The organism is Algoriphagus aquimarinus, assembly GCF_007997215.1.
Classification (GTDB): Bacteria; Bacteroidota; Bacteroidia; order Cytophagales; family Cyclobacteriaceae; genus Algoriphagus; species Algoriphagus aquimarinus_A.
In genome coordinates this window covers 43,305-65,082 of record NZ_VORW01000007.1, presented here as the reverse complement: position 1 = coordinate 65,082, position 21,778 = coordinate 43,305, and the positions used below count along the sequence as shown (strand labels likewise).

16 protein-coding genes are annotated in these 21,778 nt (G+C 40.1%); 9 read left to right on the top strand and 7 right to left on the bottom strand.

Annotation, left to right across the window (positions count from 1 at the left end):
• Window positions 1-6 precede the first annotated feature (6 nt).
• The 7 genes from ESV85_RS12305 to ESV85_RS12275 form a co-directional block, all read right to left on the bottom strand.
• Window positions 7-3,549, bottom strand: coding sequence for a SusC/RagA family TonB-linked outer membrane protein (locus ESV85_RS12305; protein WP_223275989.1), 3,543 nt, complete (start codon window positions 3,547-3,549; stop codon window positions 7-9).
• A 43-nt stretch (window positions 3,550-3,592) separates the two neighbouring features.
• The gene (locus ESV85_RS12300) at window positions 3,593-4,606 is read right to left on the bottom strand and encodes a FecR family protein (protein ID WP_146918012.1); all 1,014 of its coding nucleotides are present in this window, start codon (window positions 4,604-4,606) and stop codon (window positions 3,593-3,595) included.
• Between the two features lie 133 nt (window positions 4,607-4,739).
• Window positions 4,740-5,369 carry an RNA polymerase sigma factor gene (locus ESV85_RS12295; protein WP_146918010.1) on the bottom strand — a complete coding sequence of 210 codons (630 nt, stop codon included), beginning with the start codon at window positions 5,367-5,369 and terminating at the stop codon, window positions 4,740-4,742.
• Between the two features lie 107 nt (window positions 5,370-5,476).
• On the bottom strand, window positions 5,477-6,616 hold the full coding sequence (locus tag ESV85_RS12290) for a DUF819 domain-containing protein (protein WP_146918008.1): 1,140 nt from the start codon (window positions 6,614-6,616) through the stop codon (window positions 5,477-5,479).
• Between the two features lie 8 nt (window positions 6,617-6,624).
• The gene (locus ESV85_RS12285; protein ID WP_146918006.1) at window positions 6,625-7,710 is read right to left on the bottom strand and encodes a DegT/DnrJ/EryC1/StrS family aminotransferase; all 1,086 of its coding nucleotides are present in this window, start codon (window positions 7,708-7,710) and stop codon (window positions 6,625-6,627) included.
• A complete protein-coding gene (locus ESV85_RS12280) occupies window positions 7,691-8,980 on the bottom strand; it encodes a glycosyltransferase family 4 protein (RefSeq protein ID WP_146918004.1) in 1,290 nt (429 codons plus the stop codon). Before ESV85_RS12280 ends, ESV85_RS12285 begins: the two co-directional genes overlap by 20 nt.
• 559 nt (window positions 8,981-9,539) lie before the next feature.
• Window positions 9,540-10,991, bottom strand: a complete 1,452-nt coding sequence (locus ESV85_RS12275; protein WP_146918002.1) for an NADP-dependent isocitrate dehydrogenase — start codon at window positions 10,989-10,991, stop codon at window positions 9,540-9,542.
• A gap of 211 nt (window positions 10,992-11,202) precedes the next feature.
• On the opposite strand from ESV85_RS12275, the gene ESV85_RS12270 reads away from it, so the two are divergent.
• From ESV85_RS12270 to ESV85_RS12230, 9 genes are all read left to right on the top strand, one after another.
• A complete protein-coding gene (locus tag ESV85_RS12270) occupies window positions 11,203-11,988 on the top strand; it encodes an enoyl-CoA hydratase/isomerase family protein (protein ID WP_146918001.1) in 786 nt (261 codons plus the stop codon).
• Window positions 11,989-12,003: 15 nt separating this feature from the next.
• Complete coding sequence (locus tag ESV85_RS12265) at window positions 12,004-13,506, top strand: polysaccharide biosynthesis C-terminal domain-containing protein (RefSeq protein WP_146917999.1); 1,503 nt, start codon at window positions 12,004-12,006, stop codon at window positions 13,504-13,506.
• Between the two features lie 161 nt (window positions 13,507-13,667).
• Window positions 13,668-15,395 (top strand): tetratricopeptide repeat protein, encoded by a 1,728-nt coding sequence (locus ESV85_RS12260; protein ID WP_146917997.1) that lies wholly within the window; start codon window positions 13,668-13,670, stop codon window positions 15,393-15,395.
• Window positions 15,388-16,128, top strand: coding sequence for a DUF4292 domain-containing protein (locus ESV85_RS12255; protein ID WP_146917995.1), 741 nt, complete (start codon window positions 15,388-15,390; stop codon window positions 16,126-16,128). The genes ESV85_RS12260 and ESV85_RS12255 overlap by 8 nt, the downstream gene beginning before the upstream one ends.
• A 5-nt stretch (window positions 16,129-16,133) precedes the next feature.
• A complete protein-coding gene (locus ESV85_RS12250; RefSeq protein WP_146917993.1) occupies window positions 16,134-17,381 on the top strand; it encodes a murein hydrolase activator EnvC family protein in 1,248 nt (415 codons plus the stop codon).
• A gap of 111 nt (window positions 17,382-17,492) precedes the next feature.
• On the top strand, window positions 17,493-17,693 hold the full coding sequence (gene tatA, locus ESV85_RS12245; protein WP_057938704.1) for a twin-arginine translocase TatA/TatE family subunit: 201 nt from the start codon (window positions 17,493-17,495) through the stop codon (window positions 17,691-17,693).
• An 18-nt stretch (window positions 17,694-17,711) separates the two neighbouring features.
• Complete coding sequence (gatA, locus tag ESV85_RS12240; protein WP_146917991.1) at window positions 17,712-19,139, top strand: Asp-tRNA(Asn)/Glu-tRNA(Gln) amidotransferase subunit GatA; 1,428 nt, start codon at window positions 17,712-17,714, stop codon at window positions 19,137-19,139.
• A 14-nt stretch (window positions 19,140-19,153) separates the two neighbouring features.
• Complete coding sequence (locus ESV85_RS12235) at window positions 19,154-20,542, top strand: LysM peptidoglycan-binding domain-containing protein (protein ID WP_146917989.1); 1,389 nt, start codon at window positions 19,154-19,156, stop codon at window positions 20,540-20,542.
• A gap of 121 nt (window positions 20,543-20,663) precedes the next feature.
• A complete protein-coding gene (locus ESV85_RS12230) occupies window positions 20,664-21,761 on the top strand; it encodes a DUF4837 family protein (protein ID WP_146917987.1) in 1,098 nt (365 codons plus the stop codon).
• The last annotated feature ends 17 nt before the right edge of the window (window positions 21,762-21,778 follow it).

Here is a 21,778-nt window from a genome sequence, read left to right as displayed (position 1 = left end):
TATAGCTTAGAATTTGACGTTAAGATTGAAACCTAAACCTCTGGTGGATGGAAGACCAGTGGACTCCATACCTACCAAGTTATCAGAAGAATACCCGAACGATTCTGGATCGATATTGTCAACCCATTTCTTTATCATGAGTACATTGTTCGCTACGAAATTAAGTTTGATTGACTTGAAAGGCAGATCCTCTGGAAGATGCTTGGTAAAATCGTAGCCAAGTGTAATCTGCCGCAGCTTCCAATACCCGCCATCATAGATTACAGGTTCTATTAAAGCCTGAGATCTAACCACTTCCCAGTACGATTGTACCGGTGCTACCACCTTGTTTATCTCACCTGCTTCATTTACTCCTTCACCGATCACTCCACCTTCTCGTCCTTCCAAAGTCATCTTATGTAGACCATGTCTTGTCGCATTGAAATTGGTACCAGAAAGCATGATGTTCCCTAGTTTGAAATCTACCAGGAAAGAAAGCGTCACGCCTTTGTATTTGAATGAGTTGTTAAAGCCACCTACCCAATTCGGTAGAGCACTTCCGAAATTGACTAAATCAGAAGTACGGAGCGGAATACCATTGGCACCGAAGATCTTCCTCCCCTGCTCGTCTCTTTTATAACCGAAACCAGCTATTTGGCCCATTTCCATTCCCACGATTTGTCTTAGTTCTCCGTTGAAAACGTGGGTACCTACAGTGATTCGTTCTCCAGGAGTATCCGTTAGCAGACTAAGCACTTCCGTCTTATTGTATGCTGCATTTATTGAAGATTCCCAAGTGAACTTATCGTTCTCAATTGGAACCAAAGTCAAGAGCATTTCCACTCCTTTGTTTTCACTTTGTCCACTATTGATTGAGGTATTCACAAATCCAGAAGCGTCTGAAATCTGAGCACTTACAATCTGATCTGTAGTGAGTTTTCTGTAAGCAGCCATATCAAGGCCTACTCTGCCTTGAAACATTCTCAGTTCAAACCCTACTTCAGCTTCACCAATTCTCATTGGACGCAAGTTCGGATTTGGGAGATTGCTACCGTTAGGTCCACCGACAGGCTGACCGCCAAAAAGATTGTTATTAATCCCATAAAAAAGCACATTGGAATAGGCTCCTACATCGGCATCACTACCCACTTCAGCATAGGCAACTCGTAGTTTACCAAAGTTCAACCAGCCACTTTTATCAAAATTCTCGGTAAACACCCAGCTGGCAGAAACCGAAGGATAAATGATACTTCTGTTTTCTTCAGAAAGTGTAGAGAACCAATCATTACGCACCGTACCGGTCAAAAACAGCATGTCTTTATAGGAAACTTCAGCAGATCCATAAATTGAATTAACTGCACGCTCATTGAGGTCATAAATAGGATCTTTTGCTCTACCATTTTGCACCGTATAAAGATCTCTTACCACAAAGTCGGTTACCTGTACGCTGTTCAAATCAGATCGTCTCTGCATGTGATTGCCACCGACGTTCACGTTCACACCAAACTCACCGAATTTCTTATTTGCATTGATCAAAAAGTCAGTGTTCAATTCACGAAATCTTCGTTGATCTTGCGTGTACACGCCATTCACAAAACCTGCTGGCGCGGGAGCCCGCGAAGCTTGTCCTGTAGGGAAGTTATTGTAATCCTGATCTCTTGTCCAGAAATCCTGGCCTACTCTACCTTGGACAAACAACCAATCAGTCAGGTTGTATTTAAGTGCAATGTTTCCGAAAATCCTATCTCTACTAATATTTTGGAATTGATCAGATAGTGTAAAGTACGGGTTGGTACGATTCCTAAATCTTGAATAAACTGCTTCGTTTCCATTCGCGTCATATCTATTATCCCGAAGCACATCCAAAGGCATGGAATTCGCCATATTATATAGCGCCACTGGAATAGTATTATCTTGTTGCCCTACGTTAGGTGGATTAGTATTCTCTTCGTGAGAGTAATTAAAGTTTCCTCTAAAGCTAAATTTTGAGCTCAAATCATAAGCAAAACCTAAATTAATGGTCTTTCTATTGTAGGTGTTGTTTGGAACAATACCCTTGCTATTTAGGTCCGAAAAAGACAAGCTCAAACCACCTTTTTCACCTGAAGTAGCGAGCGTTATAGAATTGGTTACGTTCTGACCGTTGCGGAAGAAATCATTAATAATTCCTTTAACAGGCTCGTAAGGAACCGTTACTCCATTGAAAAGCATTTGTGTCATTCCTGGCTGAAATTTCTCGCCAAAAGACCACTGTCCTGAGGTAGGATTTGGGGTGGTAGGTCTCACACCCTGCTCTCCCTGACCGTACTCATATTGGTAATCTGTGAAATCCAGTGGAGCCTCATTCGTATAATTCAGGTTGTAAGTCACACCTAAGCCTCTGCTGTCATTTTTACTTTTGGTTGTGATCATGATTACTCCGTCTTTTGCACGAGAACCATATAAAGCAGCTGCTGCAGCTCCTTTAAGGATAGTCATGGATTGCACATCATCAGGGTTGATGCTGGATAGTCCATCACCACCATCGGAAGTATTTCCACCGCCTCTTACACCTATACTGCTATCTGATGCATTATTTCCTGGGTTTGAACCAAAGTTGGTATTGTCTATTGGTACTCCGTTAACCACAATTAGAGGATTATTTTGACCTGAAATTGAAGACTGACCACGAATACGGATTTTGGATGTACCTCCAGGACCAGTTCCCAATGCAGAGATTGACACACCAGCTACTTTTCCTTGGAGAGCATTCATGACATTTGGTGTTCTATTTACTGTCAACTCATCAGATTTGACTGTGGAGGTGGAATAGCCAAGGCTTTTTGCAGACTTTTCTATACCCAATGCTGTTACTACAACTTCTTCGAGGTCACTTTCATCTACCTTCATGACAAGGTCTATTTCTGACCTATTCCCCACCACGACTTCTTGATTGAGATATCCTACAAATGAAAAAACTAATACAGATGTCTCACTTTCTGCATTGATAGAATAGTTACCATTATTACCTGAAACGGTACCGACGGCGGTTCCTTTCAGCAGAATGTTTACACCCGGGAATCCCACTCCATTTTCATCCGTTACCTTGCCAGTAATCTGGATTCTACGGTTTTCTGTTTTAGAATTTAGGGACCTTGCAAACCTAGCATTTGTACTGCTTACTCTCCCATCTGAAGCTGGTGCAAAGGATGCTGTTTGAATATATTTCAAAGCAGCATTTTTTAAGGGCTGGCTCGACTTATTTTGAAATATCACATAAAAATTCTCACCAGCTTTCTCGTAGCTGAGACCAGTTTCTTTTAGGATTACTTTCAATCCCTCTTCCACAGAATTAAAGGAAGATTTTGAAGATTTGATTTTTTTCGATTGAACCAAATCATCCTTATAAGCAATCGAGACATTGTATTTTCGCTCGAATTGGCCAAGCACCTCTTTGAGGTCTCTGGCTTCAGTTTTGGATGCCCCGAAGGTATCCCGGTTTCGTTCTGAGGCTATTAAACCCTCGACTTGCGCAGATGCAAACCAAGAAATCGAACAGCTAAAACACACTAATAGTACAAACTTTCTCATTGTAAACAGGGTTTAGGTTATTTTGGAAATACTTCATTTTGGGTTATTTAATCAGGTACTTATTTTGTTCGTTTACTATTTCAATATTGAAGATCTTAGAAATTTGATCCATAAAATTGGCAGCATCCAGAAGCGGCATAGAGCCCGACGCCGTTTGCTTAAGGATATCCTCATTTTGGACCTCAATCTCAATTCCGTAATTATTTCTAGCCATCTTTATGATTTCATCAAGGCTTGTTTCATCGAGATTGAGGACTTTGTCTTTCCAGGAAGTATATAGTGAAGTGTTTACTTTTTTGCGTTGAAACTTACTCTCCTTAAACTCTACTAGGTCACCTGGATTCATCAGGATTTTACCTTCTTTTTCTTTCACCGGAAAGCTAAGTGTCACCATTCCAGAGGTGAGTACTACTTCAGTTTCCTCTGACCTGTTGTACACATTAAATTCTGTCCCTAGAACCTCTATCGCTACATTTTGAGAACTTAGGACTTTAAAAGGCTGATGGTCCACTTTGTGAACCACACTGAAAAAAGCCTCTCCTTCTATCCATATTTCTCGAGCCATCAGTCCTTCCCAATTATCGATAAAAGTCAATCTGGAATTAGAATTCAGGATCACTACAGAGCTGTCAGGCAGGATGATCTCTTTTGTTTCTCCAAAAGCAGTCAGGTATTCTATTTCTTTTGGCAGCTCATACCAATACCAGACAAGCATGGCTAATACGATGGACGCAGCTGCAGACACAAAAGGCCAAAAGTTACTTTTGTGAGAAGAAGAAGATTCAAGAGACTTTGGGGGCAGCTTGATGTTGCTTTGGATGGAATCCCACACGGAAATCAATTCATCTGAACTCATTTGAAGTTTTGACCTCTCGAGACTTAAAACCAAAGCCCTCGCTTCATCTACTCTATTGACTTTGGAAGGATTGGATTCTTTCCATTCCATCCAAAATTCATCATGAATCGGATCTGAATAGAGTACCCATTCTTTAAAAAATGGATCCATGACAAAGTCATCAATTGTATAATTATCGTAATCGCTGGGCTGATGATTCACTGTATCTCCTTTGGTTAATACCTATAAGAGTGTGAAAGCATTAAAACCTCATCATTTTTCTGAGGCTTTTTCTAAAAAAAAAATAAAACTATATGAAAATCACTCTCAAAATACTGATTATCAAAATCATGCATCAAAAACATAAAAAAAACGCACCTATCAAAAAAATATTTATGACTACCCTTAAACACTGCAAAGCTTTTGATAGAAGATTATGAGCAGAAGCAGGCGTGAGATCCATTAGACTCGAAATCTCAGCGTAGCTTAAGTCATTAAAGTATTTAAGTATTACAATCTCTCTTTGTCTTTTAGAAATTTTGAAAAGTGCTATCGCAATTTTCTGTTTATTTTCCTTGAGATATTCTTCTATAATAATGCTACTCTCTATAGAGGAATCTGACTCCTCGAATTCATAAGAATCATTAAAATCAACAAAGCGCTTTCGGTCATTACTGATGTGCTGAACAAGCAAGTTTCTAAAAGATTTGAAAAGATAATACTTGACCGAATCAATCTCTGAAAGTGCTTCTCTCCTATTCCAAATAGTTGTGAAAAGCTCTTGTATACAATCTTTGACCAACTCACGATTGTAGCAAAAGTGCATTCCATAGTTAAAAAGTAAATTAGAATAACGCTGGTACAAATTAGAAAATGCGAGATCATTCCCCTTTCTGACACTTTGCCAAAGGGCTTTGTCATCTAATTGGGAATTTGAAGTTTTTTTAGGGCTTCTTGAAATAAATAGATTAACTGTACTACCCATAAGCAAAATATTATTGCTGTAAATTTAGATTTTAAGGTAGTAAATTTTTTATTCTATATCAAATACCAATTTTTATAAACAATAAACTCCTTAATACAATTAAGAACTCAACCCAAAATCCCTGCAATGAAAAATCCCGCATAAGTCCCCAGCGCATTCCCTAAACTCCCCACCAGCACTCCTGGAATAAGCAGATCTGGGCGATTCAAACTTTCCGCTGATGCCAAAGCCGTAGTGTTCCCTCCCACGTTTGCCTGAGAAGCTACGGCAATTACATCCCAATCAATTTTGAGAAGTGCGCCTAATCCAAAAATCACTAGACCGTGAGTTAGAACTATTATAGACACAAAAAGAATCAGTGTCCCTGCCAAATCACCTAATCCAGAAAGTGTACTTAGATCGCAAAGTGTACCTATCGTTGCTAGAAAAAGAAGAATAAGAAAAAATCCGATGGTATGTGTGCCCGATAATTTCTTCACAAATGGCATCTGCGCCAAAATCAGCGCCAAAGTAGTAAGTGTTATAATCTCAGGTATCTGAGGAAAAGCCTGAGCAATAAACTTGGAAATTGCCATGGCTAAAAATGCTAAGCCCAGAACGCTTGCTAAACCCGCAATACTGATTGATTCTTCAGTCTTTATTTTTTGATTTTCATTTGTTAATGGAAGTAGTTTTTTTCTAGGAAAAAAAGACTGCAAATACTTAGGAAGGATCAATGTGGCAATGATCCATGGAGTTCCGATCAAGTTATCAACTACTGTCGTAGCTGCAAATAAATCCGCATTATCATTGACATGATAACTCAGTGCGACTGCATTAAAATTTATACTGCCACCTATATAAGTTCCTGTATACATTCCCGCCACCGCATTTGCCATCGGCCCAATTTCTGCCGCAGGCTGTACCAGAAACCAGGCGACTAGCACCCCGACAATGGTTCCCAACCCGCCAAGGCAAAACATAAGTAGAATGGGCCAACCTGCCTTCTTGAGACTTTTGAGATCTACTTCCAACAATGCTATAAAAATCCCCATTGGAGCCAGATACATAAATACACCGGTGTAAATCGGGTTGCCATTAGTAGCAGTAGGGATGATTCCAGAGTTAGCGGCTATAGCCGTAATCAGTATCACCAAAATAGGTGTACCGATGGTTTTCCATCCTTTGAATTTTACCAGCCATACTGCAAGCAGCACAAATGCGCATAGCATACCGCTGACATATATTGGGTCTTGAGTCCAAGTCATTGGGGAAATTAAGTGAAAAAGTCCCGAATAGCCTTAACTATATATTCTATTTCTCCTTCCTTCATCCAAGGATTAAGTGGCAATGAAAGTACCTGTTTGCTTAGCTTTCTGGCATTTGAAAAATTTCCATCACTGTGAAAAGGCTTCATATCCGGCAAAATATGTGGATAATGAATAGCGGTTCCAATTCCTTTGTCCATGAGAAAAAGTTTTAACTCAACTCTTCGGACTGTTTGGATTACTAAAAGGTGGGCGTTATGACCTTCTTCTAAAATAGACGTTGGAAATTGTAATCCATCGATTCCTGTAAGTCCTTCCAAATACATGCTTGCAAAGTTCTTCCTTCGCGTTTGGAACAAATCGAATTTCTCGAAAATGGCATTTAAGAACCCTGCTTGAATAGAATCAATTCGGCTGTTTCTACCTAGCAACTCATGTTCATCTCGAACTAACTGCCCGTGATTGAGTAGCAGTCTTATTCGTTTATTTAATTCAGCAGAATTTGTCAAACACATTCCAGCTTCTCCCAAAGCTCCCAAGTTTTTGGTCGGATAAAAACTCAAACAGCCCACATCACCGAAAGTGCCTGCGCCCTTTTCATTTTGGTATGAGCCAAATGATTGTGCTCCGTCTTCAATCACAAAAAGCTTATGTTTTTTAGCTTTTTGCATCAACGACTCCATATCCACCATCTTCCCATAGAGATGCACTGGAATCACAGCTTTGGTTTTTGACGTGATCGCTTTTTCCCAATCAGAAGCTAAAAGTCCATCTGCATCCGTATCCCAAAATACTGGCGTCGCTCCCACCATCACCACAACTTCTGCGGTAGAAACCCAGGTCATCGCAGGAACGATTACTTCATCTCCCACTCCAATTTCAAGCGCTCGCAAGGCGAGCTCCAGTGCATCGGTTCCATTTGCACAAGCAATCGAAAATGGAGATTTGAGATAGGTTGAAATTTGAGACTCCAAAAGATTCACTTCATCCCCTCCAGAAAAAATGCCTTTGTCGAGCATATCGGAAAACTTGGATTTCAAAGCGGCTTTAAGCTCCTCATCCATTCTTTTAAGGTCAAGAAATTGAATCTGCATCCAATAATTTGGCTAGTTGAACACTTAGATTTCTTCGGGAATACTGATCAATTCCTCTGGCAGATTCGGCTTTGCCACTGCGCTCAAACAACCTCCTCAAGCTAACTTGAATGGCCACATGATCCGAATGAGAGAAAACCTGACCTGCCTCAGCCTCTTTCAAAATCTTGGCAGAATCCCCCTCTGGATCTCCTAAAGCCAGAATAGGCAAAGTCGTCGCCATGTATTCAAATAGCTTCCCAGGAATATTTCCCTTCGCATTTTTAGTACTGGTGAGAATCAAAGCCAAAGCATCGGCTTTCTCATAAAACCCGAAGACTTCCTGATGCGAGACATATCCAGCAAAATGTACATGAGTTGAAAGCCAGGAATCAGCCGCTATTTCCCCACGAACTTGGTCACTCACTCTGCCTACAAAAGTGAATTTCACATCTCCTTTTTCCTTAGAAAATTCCTCTCGCATAGCTTTCAGCAAAGGCATGGGATTCCTGATCGAATCTATAATCCCAGTATAAACAAGGTGCAAACTGCCAGCTTTTTTCTCGCCAACAGAAAAACCTTCTGGAATATCAGTATCATCAAATCCATTGGTAATTAGATTGATTTTACGATTTGCTACTTGTTCCAAATCATGCTGAAACGTAGGAGAAATCGTAGTTACTACATCTGCTTCATTAAGAACTTCCTGCTCCATTTTCTTATGCTTGTCTCGTACTCGATTTTGCATGGGCAGCTTATCCAGAAACTCCCACTGAGACCAAGGATCTCGAAAATCTGCCAACCAAAAAACACCTGTTTTCCTTTTCAGATCCCTTCCGATCAAATGCATGGAATGCGGTGGTCCCGTAGTGATTACGGCATCAAACTGCCCTTTCTCCACTAGTTCGGTCAAGAATTTCACTGAAGGTTTTACCCAGAAGACTCTTGGATCAGGAACCATCAGATTAGCTCTAAGCCAGATCGCGGCTTTTTCTATAAAACTTTGCTCTTTTTGTTCCAGCACTCTTCCTGGATGTGATTCTTTTTTACCTCTAATTCTATCCAACAACTGATAAGGTTCCCAAATCGGGAATTTCATTACCTCCAGATTGGTAGAGATTTCCTTTTCCAGACTCTCGTCTTTCAGGTCAAAATCTGGATTCTCAGGCGTAAAAATTACTGGCTCCCAACCAGCTTCAGGTAGGTATTTGGCAAATTTCAGCCAACGCTGCACGCCGGAACCTCCACTCGGCGGCCAGTAGTAGGTTATAATTAAAACTCGTTTTTTCATCTGTTTCTAATTGTCTTTCAATGGTCAGATAGCCTGTCCCGACTTGTTTCGGGAGAATCTCGCACTATGAATAATTATTCTTCGTGTGTGTTTTCGATATGCCTGTCTCCCTCAGGCAGGCTCGATTTCATAAGTGTACCATGTCCTAAGTACAAAGTACCAAGTAGCTGGCCATAAAATCAAATTTGAGGAAAAACATTAAGTCGCAGTCTCAGTATTCAATCAGAGTCGTAAACTTGTCCATTGAATTTGAACATTGACCATTGAATTTATTTAAACCACATAGGAAGATATAGCCATGTCCTCAGTGCATCAAAACAGATGTATTCTAATTTCAAAACCTTAAGCTCTTTTCAATTTTATGGTCAAAAAGTTCTACCGCAAAAGGGACAAAGATAAAAATTATGGAAGTCTGAAGACTTCATTTTTGTGGATCCAAGCCCGCCTGGCATCGGACAGGTCTGAAGACTTGAACAAAAACCCACTACTATGCAAAAAGGGAGCAGGTCACCCCACTCCCTTATAATTTCAAATTTGAGATTTCAAATTTCTAATCCCATTACTCTCCCTGTGCTAGAGAATATCCTCTTACACCGTCGAAAGAATATAGATTCTCAGTTTTGATGAAGTCAAATCCTAATTCTTCTACTTGCTTCAGAAGTTCACGAATCTGAGCATGAGAGATCGTAGACTGCTCCGGAGTTTGGAATCTACATCTCCAGTGATCCGTACAGAATGTTTCACGCATGCCATCAGGGAATACTTTGATTCCACGGTTAGTGATCAAAGTCAACTGAAGTCCATCCGCATTTGTCTGGCGAAGTTTCTCGCCTAAGATCTGAGGATTTCTTCCTGGCTCATCCCAATCTACAAACACATCCACACCGATCAATTCTTTTTTAGCTTTGACCACTGGCGAAACGAACACATTCATAGGAGTAGTATCCTTGTCAAATGAAGCTGGAACCATAGTAGACGGAACCTGCCCCAATCGTTCTATTACAGCATTGGCAAATTCTTCAGTACCGGCTTTCTTGCTAGAAAGACCTTCCTGATAGATGTCACCCGTATGAATACCATCTTCCAACGTTTTCATCCAAGCATTGGAGATTTTCTCTGCGATCTCAGGCTGACCGATGTGAACCAACATCATGATCGCACCATTTAGCAATCCAGATGGATTGGCGATTCCCATCCCTGTGATATCAGGAGCAGAACCGTGAATAGCTTCAAACATGGCTACTTCCTCGCCGACATTGGCAGAACCACCAAGTCCTACAGAACCAGTAACCTGAGCTGCTACATCTGAAATAATATCTCCGTAAAGATTTAATGTCACAATTACATCGAAAGTCTCTGGTCGATCCGCGATCAGAGCAGTTCCGATATCGATGATTTTGTGATCCACTTTGATTTCTGGATATTCTTTAGAAATCTCATCAAATGTCCGGTGGAACAATCCATCCGCAATCTTCATGATGTTATCCTTAGTCATACAAGTCACTTTCTTGCGACCGTATTTCTTAGCATACTCAAATGCATATCGGATAATTTTCTCAGAACCTGGCTTAGAAATCAACTTCAAAGACTGACAAACTTCCTGAGTTTGTCTGTGCTCGATACCTGCGTATAAATCCTCTTCATTTTCACGGATAATCACCAAATCAGTCTCTGGGAAATACGTGTGGATAAATGGAGAAAATGATTTACAAGGTCTCACGTTCGCATACAAACCAAAGGAAGTTCTGGTGGTCACGTTGAGCGATTTAAAACCTCCACCTTGAGGAGTCGTGATAGGTGCCTTCAAGAAGATTTTCGTTTCTCTAAGCGATTCAAAAGCATTTGGTTCCATACCAGAACTGATTCCTTTGAGATAAACTTGCTCTCCGATTTCGATTACATCGTATTCGAGCTGAGCTCCAGCTGCTTCGAGGATCGCCAAAGTAGCCTTCATGATTTCGGGACCGATCCCGTCACCATAGGCAACCGTAATTTTTCTTTTGGAAGACATATTAATATAGCGGATTAGTTAAAATTCGATTTTGAACAAAAGTAAATAAAAATGTGGAAGCAGGTTTTTGACCTAGGACAAAATCCGCTTTATCCGCACTTAAATTACAAAAGGGGTAATAATCCTTTACCTTAGGTTTATGATTTTATAAGTACGCAGTTTGGGATTGAATACCCTGCTTGTATATTTGTTTTATACTCAACGATGAACTATGGCTGATTTCAAAAATATCCTAACTGATGTGAAGAATGGTGTGCTCCATTTGACCGTCAACAGAGAGGACAAAATGAATGCATTGAATTTTGAGACTTTAGATGAATTAAGGACGATTTTTGAAGAGGTTTCAGACACAAAGGAAATCAAAGCTGTGATCATCACAGGTTCAGGTGAGAAAGCTTTTATTGCTGGTGCCGATATCAGTGAGATCGCTACCTTGAATGAGGTAAATGCAAGGAAGTTTTCTGAGAATGGTCAGGAAATATTCAGCATGATAGAGAACTGCCACAAACCAGTAATAGCTGTAACTAATGGTTATACACTCGGAGGAGGATGTGAATTAGCAATGGCTTGTCATATAAGAATAGCAACAGCTAACGCGAAATTTGGTCAGCCGGAAGTTAACCTTGGCATCATCCCCGGCTACGGCGGAACTCAACGTCTTACTATCCTAATAGGAAGAGGAAAAGCCAATGAGCTGATGATGACAGGCGACATGATCGGAGCTGAAGAAGCAAAGTCATTAGGATTGGTAAATCATGTACTTCCTACAAAAGAGGAAGCTCTGGCAAAAGCTGAAGAAATCATTGCTAAAATACTAAGTAAAGCGCCACTCGCTATTGGAATGATCATAGACTGCGTTAATTCAGCTTATATACCGGACGAAAATGGCTTTCAAACAGAGGCAAACAGTTTCGCCAGATGTGTAAAATCAGGCGATTACAAAGAAGGAACTTCAGCTTTTCTAGAAAAAAGACAGCCGCATTTCAAAGGAGAATAAGCTCCTTTACCTTGAATGAGCAACCTCAAAAAATTAGCTGGACAAACAGCAGTTTACGGACTGAGTAGTATCCTCGGTCGATCTATCAATTTTTTAATGATCTTCGTGTACACCGCATACCTCAGCAAAGAGGCATTTGGTTCGTTCACGAGCATCTACGCACTGATCGGATTTCTGAATATCGTTTTCACCTACGGGATGGAGACTACTTTTTTCAGATTTACCACAGGAAAAAATCTTGATCCAAAAAAAGTTTACAATACCACGCAATCGCTGCTGCTTACCAGTACGGTGGTTCTAGGATCAGCGCTTTTCTTGCTTGCCCCTTGGCTGGCTGAATGGTTAGAATATCCTGGCCAGGCCTATTTATTCAGATGGACAGCTCTGATACTATCTTTTGACGCGATTCTGGCTATCCCTTATGCCAAGCTTCGTTTAGAAAACAAAGCATTGATTTTCGCGGGAACGAAGATCTTGAATATCCTCCTGAACATTTTCTTTAATCTTCTTCTGATCATCGTATTTCCTTACCTGATCTCCAACGGAACGATTTCAGAAGGATTCCTAGGTTACAGATCAGACTGGGGAGTAGAATATATTCTACTTTCTAATCTGCTTGCCAATGGTTTGATTATTCCATTTGTGTGGTGGAAAGCTGGTTTTTTCAAATTTCAATTGGAAGGAGCTATCATCAAACCCATGTGGACATATTCCATTCCTCTACTATTCATGGGATTTGCTGGTGTGACCAACGAGTTACTTTCCAGATTCTTATTCGAATATGTATTGCCACCAAATTTCTACGCAGGACTGACCGCTCGGGAAGCTGGAGGCGTATTTGGAGCCAATTTCAAGCTAGCAATTTTGATGAATTTGGTAATTCAGGCGTTTAAATATGCCGCTGAACCTTTCTTTTTCAAACAGTCAGCAGACAAAAACTCTCCACTGCTTTACGCTAAAGTGATGCACGTATTTATCTTATTCTGCACTCTTTTAATGATTGCCATTTCTGTGAATTTGGATTGGATTGGCTCATTTTTGAAAGAGACTGGATACGGAGACGCACTATTTATAGTTCCTACCCTGCTGATGGGATACCTACTTCTTGGTATATATTTCAATCTTTCTATTTGGTTCAAAATCACAGATCAGACCAAGTACAGTTTCTGGATCACCTTGGTTGGAGCGATACTTACTATAGCTATTATATTCATTTTTGTTCCAATTTGGGGGTATATGGGAGGAGCACTAAGCACCATATTATGTTACTTCGTCATGTGTCTGCTTTGCTACTTTTATGGTCAAAAATATTATCCTATTCCCTATCAAACAGCGAAGGGACTCCTTTACCTAATCATCTCATTTGTAGTTAGCTATTTAGGCTTTTACATGGACTTGGGTGATTCAGCCATTAATTTCTTTGCAAAAAACAGTCTCATCTTCCTTTATCTTGGACTTATTTTCCTAATAGAAAAAGATCAGATCAAGGCATATTTACCAAAAAGTAAAAAGCTTTAGACTTAATTTTTATAAACTGGGGATCATTTTCGTGTCAACTATCGTTAACAAACCGAATAGCCCTTATAATCTACCTAAGTATTTCAATCATACGTACAAACAAAGCCTAATTGCATAAAAGGCATTATGTTTGTGAACTCAAGCTGCAGTCCAAATTTCCCGTGAATTTCAAAAGAACACTCATCATATTTCTAGTAGTCGTTTTAGGCTCCTACACAGGTTTTGCCCAAGACAGACTTTCGAAGAAAGAGCGTACCGCTCAATTAAACGAAAAACAAGGCACCCGATATTTCATCGAAGGTGAAAAAAACCTCGTGCTTGATGATTTAGAAAAAGCCTTTTTCTATTTCCAAAAAGCATTGGAATTCTCACCAGAAGAGCCTGCTATCCACTACAAAATTGCTGAGGTACTGGTAAAAGTAAATCAAGCCGAAAAAGCAATGCCCTATGCTACCAAAGCAGCAGAGTTAGATGGAGATAATAAGTATTACTCCTTGATGCTGGCGGAGATTTACACCAATCTCAAGCAACCACTCAAAGCAGCTGAAATACTGGAAAATTTGACTGCTGATGGCGAAAATAACCAGCAATACAATCTTGACTTGGCTTCGATTTATCTTAATGCCAATGAGCTGGACAAAGCCTTGGTCGTACTGGATCGTGCTGAAGAATACTATGGCGTGATGGAACCGATCACCATTCAAAAGCAGCGAATATATTTGAATAATAACAACCTCAATCAAGCTATTGCTGAAGGTAAAAAGTTGGTAGAAGCCAGACCTGGAAATCCAGCTTTTGTCATGAATGTTGTTGAGATTCTATTTAATAATAATCGTGTGGATGAGGCATTGGAATTGGTTTTTGGAGAAATCGAGAAATATCCTAATCAGCCTGAATTGCAGATGGCGGCGCATAGTCTGCTAAAAGAAAAAGGAGACATCCAACAGTCTAATCATCATCTTTACCTGGCTTTTGCAAGTTCTGATCTTGACGCTGAAGTTAAATCGAAGGCATTTATTAGTCAATTGAACGAGATAAAAACCCAAGAAAGAGACATTTTACTGGACAGCCTTGAAACACTCATGTCTGTCGCCAGTCCTGAAAGTGCCTTCATATATGCAGCACTAGGTGAGCGAAGAATTCAAGATCGAAAAACAAAAGAAGGTATAGACTATTTCAAAAAATCTCTTTTGATCAACCCGAAAAATGCCAAAATGCTTGAGCAGGTGATATTGGGGTCTTTTGGAGAGGACGCAGATTTTATTGAGCTGGAAAAATTCACTGTTCTTGGAGTTGATGAATTCCCTCAAAATCCAGAATTCTGGTTTTATGACGGTGTAGTGAAGTCCGCCCAAAAGAAAGACGAGGAAGCGGTAGTCTCCCTGAACAAAGCCATAGAATTAAATGCTAATAAAAATCCTCAATTAGATCAGGTCGCTTTCGGGTCGCTTGGGAGTTCACTTTATAATCTGGGTGACAAGGAAGAAGCATTTCGGAATTTTGATAAAGCTCTGGAGCTCAATCCAAATGATGAGCAGGTCTTAAATAATTATTCCTATTTTCTTTCCCTAGAAAAGAAGAATCTGGAAAAGGCGAAGACCATGTCTGATAAAGTTGTTAAGAGATTCCCAGACAATGGCACTTTCCTTGATACACATGCATGGGTTCTATTTCAGATGGAAGATTACGAAGGTGCCAAGAAGTTTATGGAATTAGCCATGAAGCATGAGGAAAAGCCTAGTGGTGTGATGCTGGAGCATTATGGCGATATATTATTCCATCTTGGTGAAAAAAATGAGGCCCTTAGTTATTGGAAAAAAGCAGAAGGAAGTTCAGAAGCGTCAGATAAACTTTCACAAAAAATAAAAGAAGGAAAATACCATGAATAAACTTTTTGCAGGAATTGTATTTACCATAGGCCTTAGCCTACTTTTCTCCTGCTCCAAAAAGACGATAGTCTATCAGGCAGATGGGAAAATGGAAGATTTTTCTCCCATCTATACCGATTACGAATACATGAGCGCTAAAGCAAAAGTGGTAATCGAGGAAGAGTCTGGTAAAATCACTCGAGGAAGTATGAACCTACGGTCAAAAAAGGATTCTGTTCTTTGGTTTATGATTTCTCCAGGTATGGGAATGGAAGCAGTGCGAGGCCTGATCACTCAGGAAAAAATCCAAATCAAAGACAGAATTGGAAATGAAGAAGTAAATCTAACATTCAAAGAATTTGAGTCTATATATGGGTTAAAGTTATCGCTTGAGATATTTCAAAATGTTCTTTTCGCTAACCCACCTCATCAGGTAGATTACAAAGACAGGTTGGTAAGAGTTGGGAAAGCCTTTGAACTGACTCAGGTTCGCGATAAAGTAAGATACTTTTCTAAAGTCGATGTCAATTATAGAAAAGTCTCTGAGATGGTAAGTAATTCCTTAGATGACCGAGGCTCCTTGCTAGCAAGTTATGCTACATTTCAAGAGGTTGATTCCAAGCCATTTCCCTTTGAAGTCCTTTATAAGTTAGCTTATCAACTTCCTGAAGGTGGCCAGAACACAATTATTCATGTGGAATGGACATCAGTAGATCCTAATTCTGCCCCACTAAGCTTCCCCTTCAAATTTTGAATTGCATGCTCCGCAAATACCTTATTCCATTTACTCTTTTAATTGGATTACTATTTTTTTCGGCTCCTGAACTTGCTGCGCAAACAAAAAGAACACGTGAGCAACTTGAGAAAGAAAAAGCTGACGTGCAGGCGAGATTGCTTGAATTTGACAAAATCTTAAAGCAAACAACAGCTACAAAGAAAAACACCATTGGTGAGCTGAACGCTGTTACTAGGCAATTTCAGACTCAAAATAAACTGGTCAACACATTAGACCGTGAGGTGAAGTTGATCAATCAGGAGATCAAAGAAACCGAGACAAAAATAACAAGTTTGGAAAGTCAGCTGAAGGAGCTGAAAGCTGAATACGGCCGAATGATCTACAATGCTTCTAAGCTGAATCGAGGACTTTCTATCGTTTCTTTTGTCTTTAGCTCGGCGAATTTTAATCAGCTTTATTCCCGACTGATGTACCTGAAACAATACACAGACAGTCGTAAGCAACAAGCGGCACAAATCGAAAAATTAAGCACTCAACTAGCCGAAGAGCGAGTTCTTTTAGATCAGAAAAAAGCTGATAAAGAAAAAGTTCTGGTAGAAGAACAACAAGAACGCGCGCAGCTCGATAAGATGAAGCGGGAGCAACAAGGTATTGTCAATACACTTTCTAGTAAGGAAAGAGACATCCAAAAGCAAATCGCGGCTACTAAAAAACAGCAAGATCAATTGAATAAAATGATCAAGCAGGTGATCGAAGATGAGATTAGACGTGCGGAAGCTGCTGCTAAAAAAGATAATAGTACTGCTACCAAATCTTCAGGAAGCAGTATGCCTATGACTCCTGAAGTGGCTGCTTTATCCAATTCATTTGCAGGAAATAAAGGAAGGCTTCCTTGGCCGGTGGAAACAGGCTTTGTGACACAGGGATATGGCACCTACCCCCATCCTACTTTAAAAGGTATTACCATGGAAAGTGATGGAGTGGATATTCGTACTCAGCCTAACTCCAATGTACGGGCAGTATTCGATGGGACAGTCACCAAAATCACGACTATGCCTGGCTTCGGAGGAACCGTGATTATCAAACATGGTGAATATTATACCATGTATAGCAAGTTGAAAACCATTACTGTAAAATCGGGTCAAACTATAAGCTCAAAAGACGTAATTGGTCAGGTAGCTACAGGCGCAAACGGCGAAGCAGAAGTTCATTTTCAGACTTGGAAAGGACTGACAGTAATGAATCCTTCTGCGTGGCTTTCATCCAAGTAGCACTTAATTGCGTATATTAAAAAAAAGATGGACTGCTTTCCCGTTGAACTTTGTGTAAGCGGATCACAGTTATATCTTTGTAAACTCATTTACCCTTAAACACACACCATCATGACTACATTAGGTTTCATTCAAAATATGGGCGGAGGCTCGATCGTATTGATCGTATTAGTCGTTCTTCTATTGTTTGGTGCTAAAAGAATACCTGAATTGGCCCGTGGCCTTGGACGTGGTATCAGAGAATTTAAAGATGCTACTAAGGACATTCAGAACGACCTAGAAGAAGGACTGAAAGACGGCAAGAAAAAGTAATCTCTTAATCCAAGACAATTGGGAAAATTTATCTCATTCGACGATATTAAAAAATCTCTCGAAAAGAAGGAAACGGATTGTCATACGATAGTCCAATATTACTTAACCAACATTCAGACGAAGGCGCATCTCAACGCCTTCGTCGAAGTTTACGAGCATTCTGCCTTAGAGCAAGCTGATCTGATAGATCAAAAATTAGCTATGGGCAATGCTGGTAAACTTGCCGGAATGGTGATCGGAATCAAAGATGTACTTTGTTATACCGGCCATGAGGCTAATGCTTCCTCCAAAATCCTAAAAGGTTTCGAGTCTCAGTTAACGACTACAGCTATCCAACGATTGCTGGACGAGGATGCCATTATCATAGGCAGACTCAACTGTGATGAATTTGGCATGGGAAGTTCAAATGAGAATTCAGCACACGGAAAAGTATTGAATGCTGCAGATGAATCCCGAGTACCTGGAGGATCTTCTGGAGGATCCGCTGTAGCAGTCCAAGCTAATCTTTGTACTGTTTCTTTAGGAACTGATACTGGAGGATCTGTTAGACAACCGGCGGCCTTTACAGGAGTGATTGGCATGAAGCCAACTTATTCACGTGTATCGCGCTGGGGTTTGATCGCATATGCTTCCTCTTTTGACTGTATCGGAGTATTTTCCCGCACAGTAAAAGACAATGCAGTGGTGATGGAAATCATGGCTGGACACGATGAATACGATAGTACTTCTTCGAGAAAGTCAGTACTTCCATACAGTGAACTTTTGCATTTTGAGAAAAAAGCTAAAATCGCCTACCTCAAAGAGACAATAGAATCACCTGCCCTTCAACCGGAAATCAAAGCCAACACACTAGCTGTCTTGGAAAAATTGAAATCTGAAGGTCATGAAGTCGAAGAAGTAGATTTCCCTCTACTAGACTATATATTACCTACCTATTACATTCTGACTACTGCAGAAGCAAGCTCTAATTTGTCTCGCTTTGATGGAGTTAAGTATGGTTACAGAACTCCAAATGCACATAATCTAGAGAGCATGTATAAGCTGACTAGAAGCGAAGGATTTGGAGAGGAAGTAAAGCGCAGAATAATGCTTGGTACGTTCGTTCTAAGTGCTAGTTACCACGACGCATATTTCACCAAAGCACAGAAGGTCAGAAGATTAATAAAAGATTTCACTGAGAATCTTTTGAATGATTTTGACTATATTATCATGCCGACTACGCCATCTACAGCGTTTAAATTTGGTGAGCATAGTGGTGATCCAGTAGCCATGTACCTTGAAGACCTCTTCACAGTACAAGCGTCAGTTTCAGGAGTACCTTCTATTTCTCTTCCAAATGGAAAAGATGAGCAGGGAATGCCGATTGGATTGCAAGTAATATGCAACTCATTCAAAGAAGCAGAGCTTTATGCTTTCAGTAATTATTTAACCGAATTGACATCATAAAACCCATTAATCTAATGAAAAGTCTTTTGTACAGAACCATCACACTTGCGCTTATCACATGTTTGATTCCACTGTCCAAAGCCTATTCTCAGGATGATGAGTTGGTCGCGGCAGCCCCTCTCCTTGACGAGGAAGTATTGCCAAATTATCACTACGAATACATTCCGGATTTCACTTATGAGCAAATTGACCGTCGTGTAAAAGCGATGGATCACGAGATGGCTTTTGATTTGAACGACAAAGTTTTTTCATTTATCCAGTACTTTACAGTAAGGAACAGAGACTATACCAAAATGGTCTTGGCTCGCAAAGAGCTATTTTTTCCAATGTTTGATGAGATGATGACCAAGCATGATATGCCTTTGGAAATCAAATATCTCTCCATCATCGAATCTGGCCTAGATCCTCAAATACGTTCTCGGGTTGGTGCTATGGGGCTTTGGCAGTTTATGCCGGCTACCGGAAGAATGTATGGTATGAACACCAACAATGACATAGATGATAGAATGGATCCAGAGCTTTCTACTGAAGCTGCTGCTAAATACCTGAAATCGCTCTATCGTATGTTTGATGATTGGGAAGTTGCTATGGCAGCTTATAATTGTGGTCCCGGCAACGTAAGAAAAGCAATCAGAAGATCCGGTGGTAAAAAGACTTTCTGGGGAATCTACAACTATTTACCTAGAGAAACTCGAAGCTATGTCCCTCAGGTACAAGCCATGTTGTACATTTTAAACCATTTGGAGGAGCATAATTTCCACCCAGAAGATCCTACTTATGTAGTAGAATATGAGAAAATCCGTTTCGACAGAGCTTTAAGTCTAGATAAGCTAGCTGAACTCACCAACCTCTGCGTTACCGATTTGAAAACTCTAAATCCTGCTATTAAGAATAAAAAGCTTCCGGAAAGCAATCGAAGCATGGCACTTCGTATCCCAAAATCCAAAGTCCCTTATATCAAAGAAAACCTAGCTTGGTTGAACGATTCACTTAACAATGCACCTACAATATTCCTAGCATCTAACTTGCAGTTACAATCTGTAGAAGCCCTAGCACAGGATATTCGCCAAAACGGTACGACTTACAAAGTGAGATCTGGAGATGTTTTGGGATCGATCGCACAGCGTCATGGTGTAACAGTCACTCAAATTAAATCTTGGAACAATCTATCTTCAAACTTGATCCGAGTAGGTCAGACACTTCATATCAACTCTGGAATGTCAAACAATATAGCTTCCACACAAACAAACTCTTCTGGTCAGACTACTTACACTGTGCAACCTGGAGACTCGTTATGGATTATCTCTAAAAAACATGAAGGCCTGACAGTGGAGCAAATTAAGAGATTGAATAACCTTAATTCCAACAATATTAAGCCTGGTCAAAAACTGATAATTGGTTAATTGACGCCTTATTCCAACTTAGTTTGTTAATTTTTTTTAACTAATGGCAATATTCAATCCTAAATAAGGATATATGTTGTTATGTCATTAATTTGACATAATCCAAAACCAAACAACCAAAATGAAAACCTTTTCATCCTTGCTTATAGCCCTAGTTCTGGGCATAATCCTAACATCTTGCAATTCAGATGGAACTACTGCAGATAGTGCCAAGCCAAAAGCAAGAGGCACAATAGGTGAAATAATTTTAGTCATTGACTCTGTAAAGTGGGCTGGCCCAGTTGGAGACGAGCTAAAAGATATTTTTGAATCTGACATCCCAGGAATGCTTCGATCAGAAGCCAAATTCAAAGTTAATACTGTGGATCCGAGAGCAATGACGCGCATTCTCAAAATGTCAACCAACTTGATTTATGTGACCACTTTTGATGATAAGGGGTCTGCAAGTCAGGTGATTAACGCACAGTTCTCTAAGGAATCAAAAGAGAAGGCAATGAATGACAGCAATATGTATTCTTTGCGAATTGAAGATGAATATGCGATTGGACAAGAAGTTTTATACTTATTTGGAAATACTGAAGACCAACTCATCGCAAACCTTAAGAAAAACGGAGGTCGTTTACAGAATCTTTTCGAGGTAAGAGAAAGAGGAAGACTGGAAAAAATCATCCTCGCCAGAAAAAATACCGCAGCTGGTTTTGAAGCTAAAAAGAACCTTGGAATCGAAATCAATGTCCCAGCTTCCTATCAGGTGGCAAAGTCTGAAGATGATTTTCTGTGGGTGAGACAAATCACTCCAAGTGCAAATAGAGCTGATATCAGTTTATTTTTCTATGAAACAGATTACACTTCAGAAGAGCAAACATTTCCTGCAAACATCCTAGCACTCAGAGACTCTATTACAAAGCAATACATTTTTGGGGATCCTGAAGACCCTACTTCCTATGTAGTATCTGAAAAACAAATTCCTCCTGCTTTCAGAAACATGGTGATTAATGATAATTTTACCACAGAAATGAGAGGTTCCTGGAAAACCAACAACATCAGCATGGGCGGATCCTATTTGGGTTACCTTATGGTTGATCAGAAAAAAGGAAAACTTTATTACATTGAAGGGTTCGTGTTTTATCCAAATGAAGTACACAGAGATGCCCTCCGCGAAATAGAGACTATTCTTCTCAACACAAATGTGAGTTGGAGTGAAGACCAGGGGGCTTAAAACCCAAATTATACTAG

Excerpts from the sequence above, each read along its gene's own strand:
- ESV85_RS12305 (WP_223275989.1), bottom strand. The coding sequence starts at position 3,549 with ATGAGAAAGTTTGTACTATTAGTGTGTTTTAGCTGTTCGATTTCTTGG.
- ESV85_RS12295 (WP_146918010.1), bottom strand. The coding sequence starts at position 5,369 with ATGGGTAGTACAGTTAATCTATTTATTTCAAGAAGCCCTAAAAAAACT.
- ESV85_RS12290 (WP_146918008.1), bottom strand. The coding sequence starts at position 6,616 with ATGACTTGGACTCAAGACCCAATATATGTCAGCGGTATGCTATGCGCA.
- ESV85_RS12285 (WP_146918006.1), bottom strand. The coding sequence starts at position 7,710 with ATGCAGATTCAATTTCTTGACCTTAAAAGAATGGATGAGGAGCTTAAA.
- ESV85_RS12280 (WP_146918004.1), bottom strand. The coding sequence starts at position 8,980 with ATGAAAAAACGAGTTTTAATTATAACCTACTACTGGCCGCCGAGTGGA.
- ESV85_RS12275 (WP_146918002.1), bottom strand. The coding sequence starts at position 10,991 with ATGTCTTCCAAAAGAAAAATTACGGTTGCCTATGGTGACGGGATCGGT.
- ESV85_RS12270 (WP_146918001.1), top strand. The coding sequence starts at position 11,203 with ATGGCTGATTTCAAAAATATCCTAACTGATGTGAAGAATGGTGTGCTC.
- ESV85_RS12265 (WP_146917999.1), top strand. The coding sequence starts at position 12,004 with ATGAGCAACCTCAAAAAATTAGCTGGACAAACAGCAGTTTACGGACTG.
- ESV85_RS12255 (WP_146917995.1), top strand. The coding sequence starts at position 15,388 with ATGAATAAACTTTTTGCAGGAATTGTATTTACCATAGGCCTTAGCCTA.
- ESV85_RS12250 (WP_146917993.1), top strand. The coding sequence starts at position 16,134 with ATGCTCCGCAAATACCTTATTCCATTTACTCTTTTAATTGGATTACTA.
- tatA (WP_057938704.1), top strand. The coding sequence starts at position 17,493 with ATGACTACATTAGGTTTCATTCAAAATATGGGCGGAGGCTCGATCGTA.
- ESV85_RS12235 (WP_146917989.1), top strand. The coding sequence starts at position 19,154 with ATGAAAAGTCTTTTGTACAGAACCATCACACTTGCGCTTATCACATGT.
- ESV85_RS12230 (WP_146917987.1), top strand. The coding sequence starts at position 20,664 with ATGAAAACCTTTTCATCCTTGCTTATAGCCCTAGTTCTGGGCATAATC.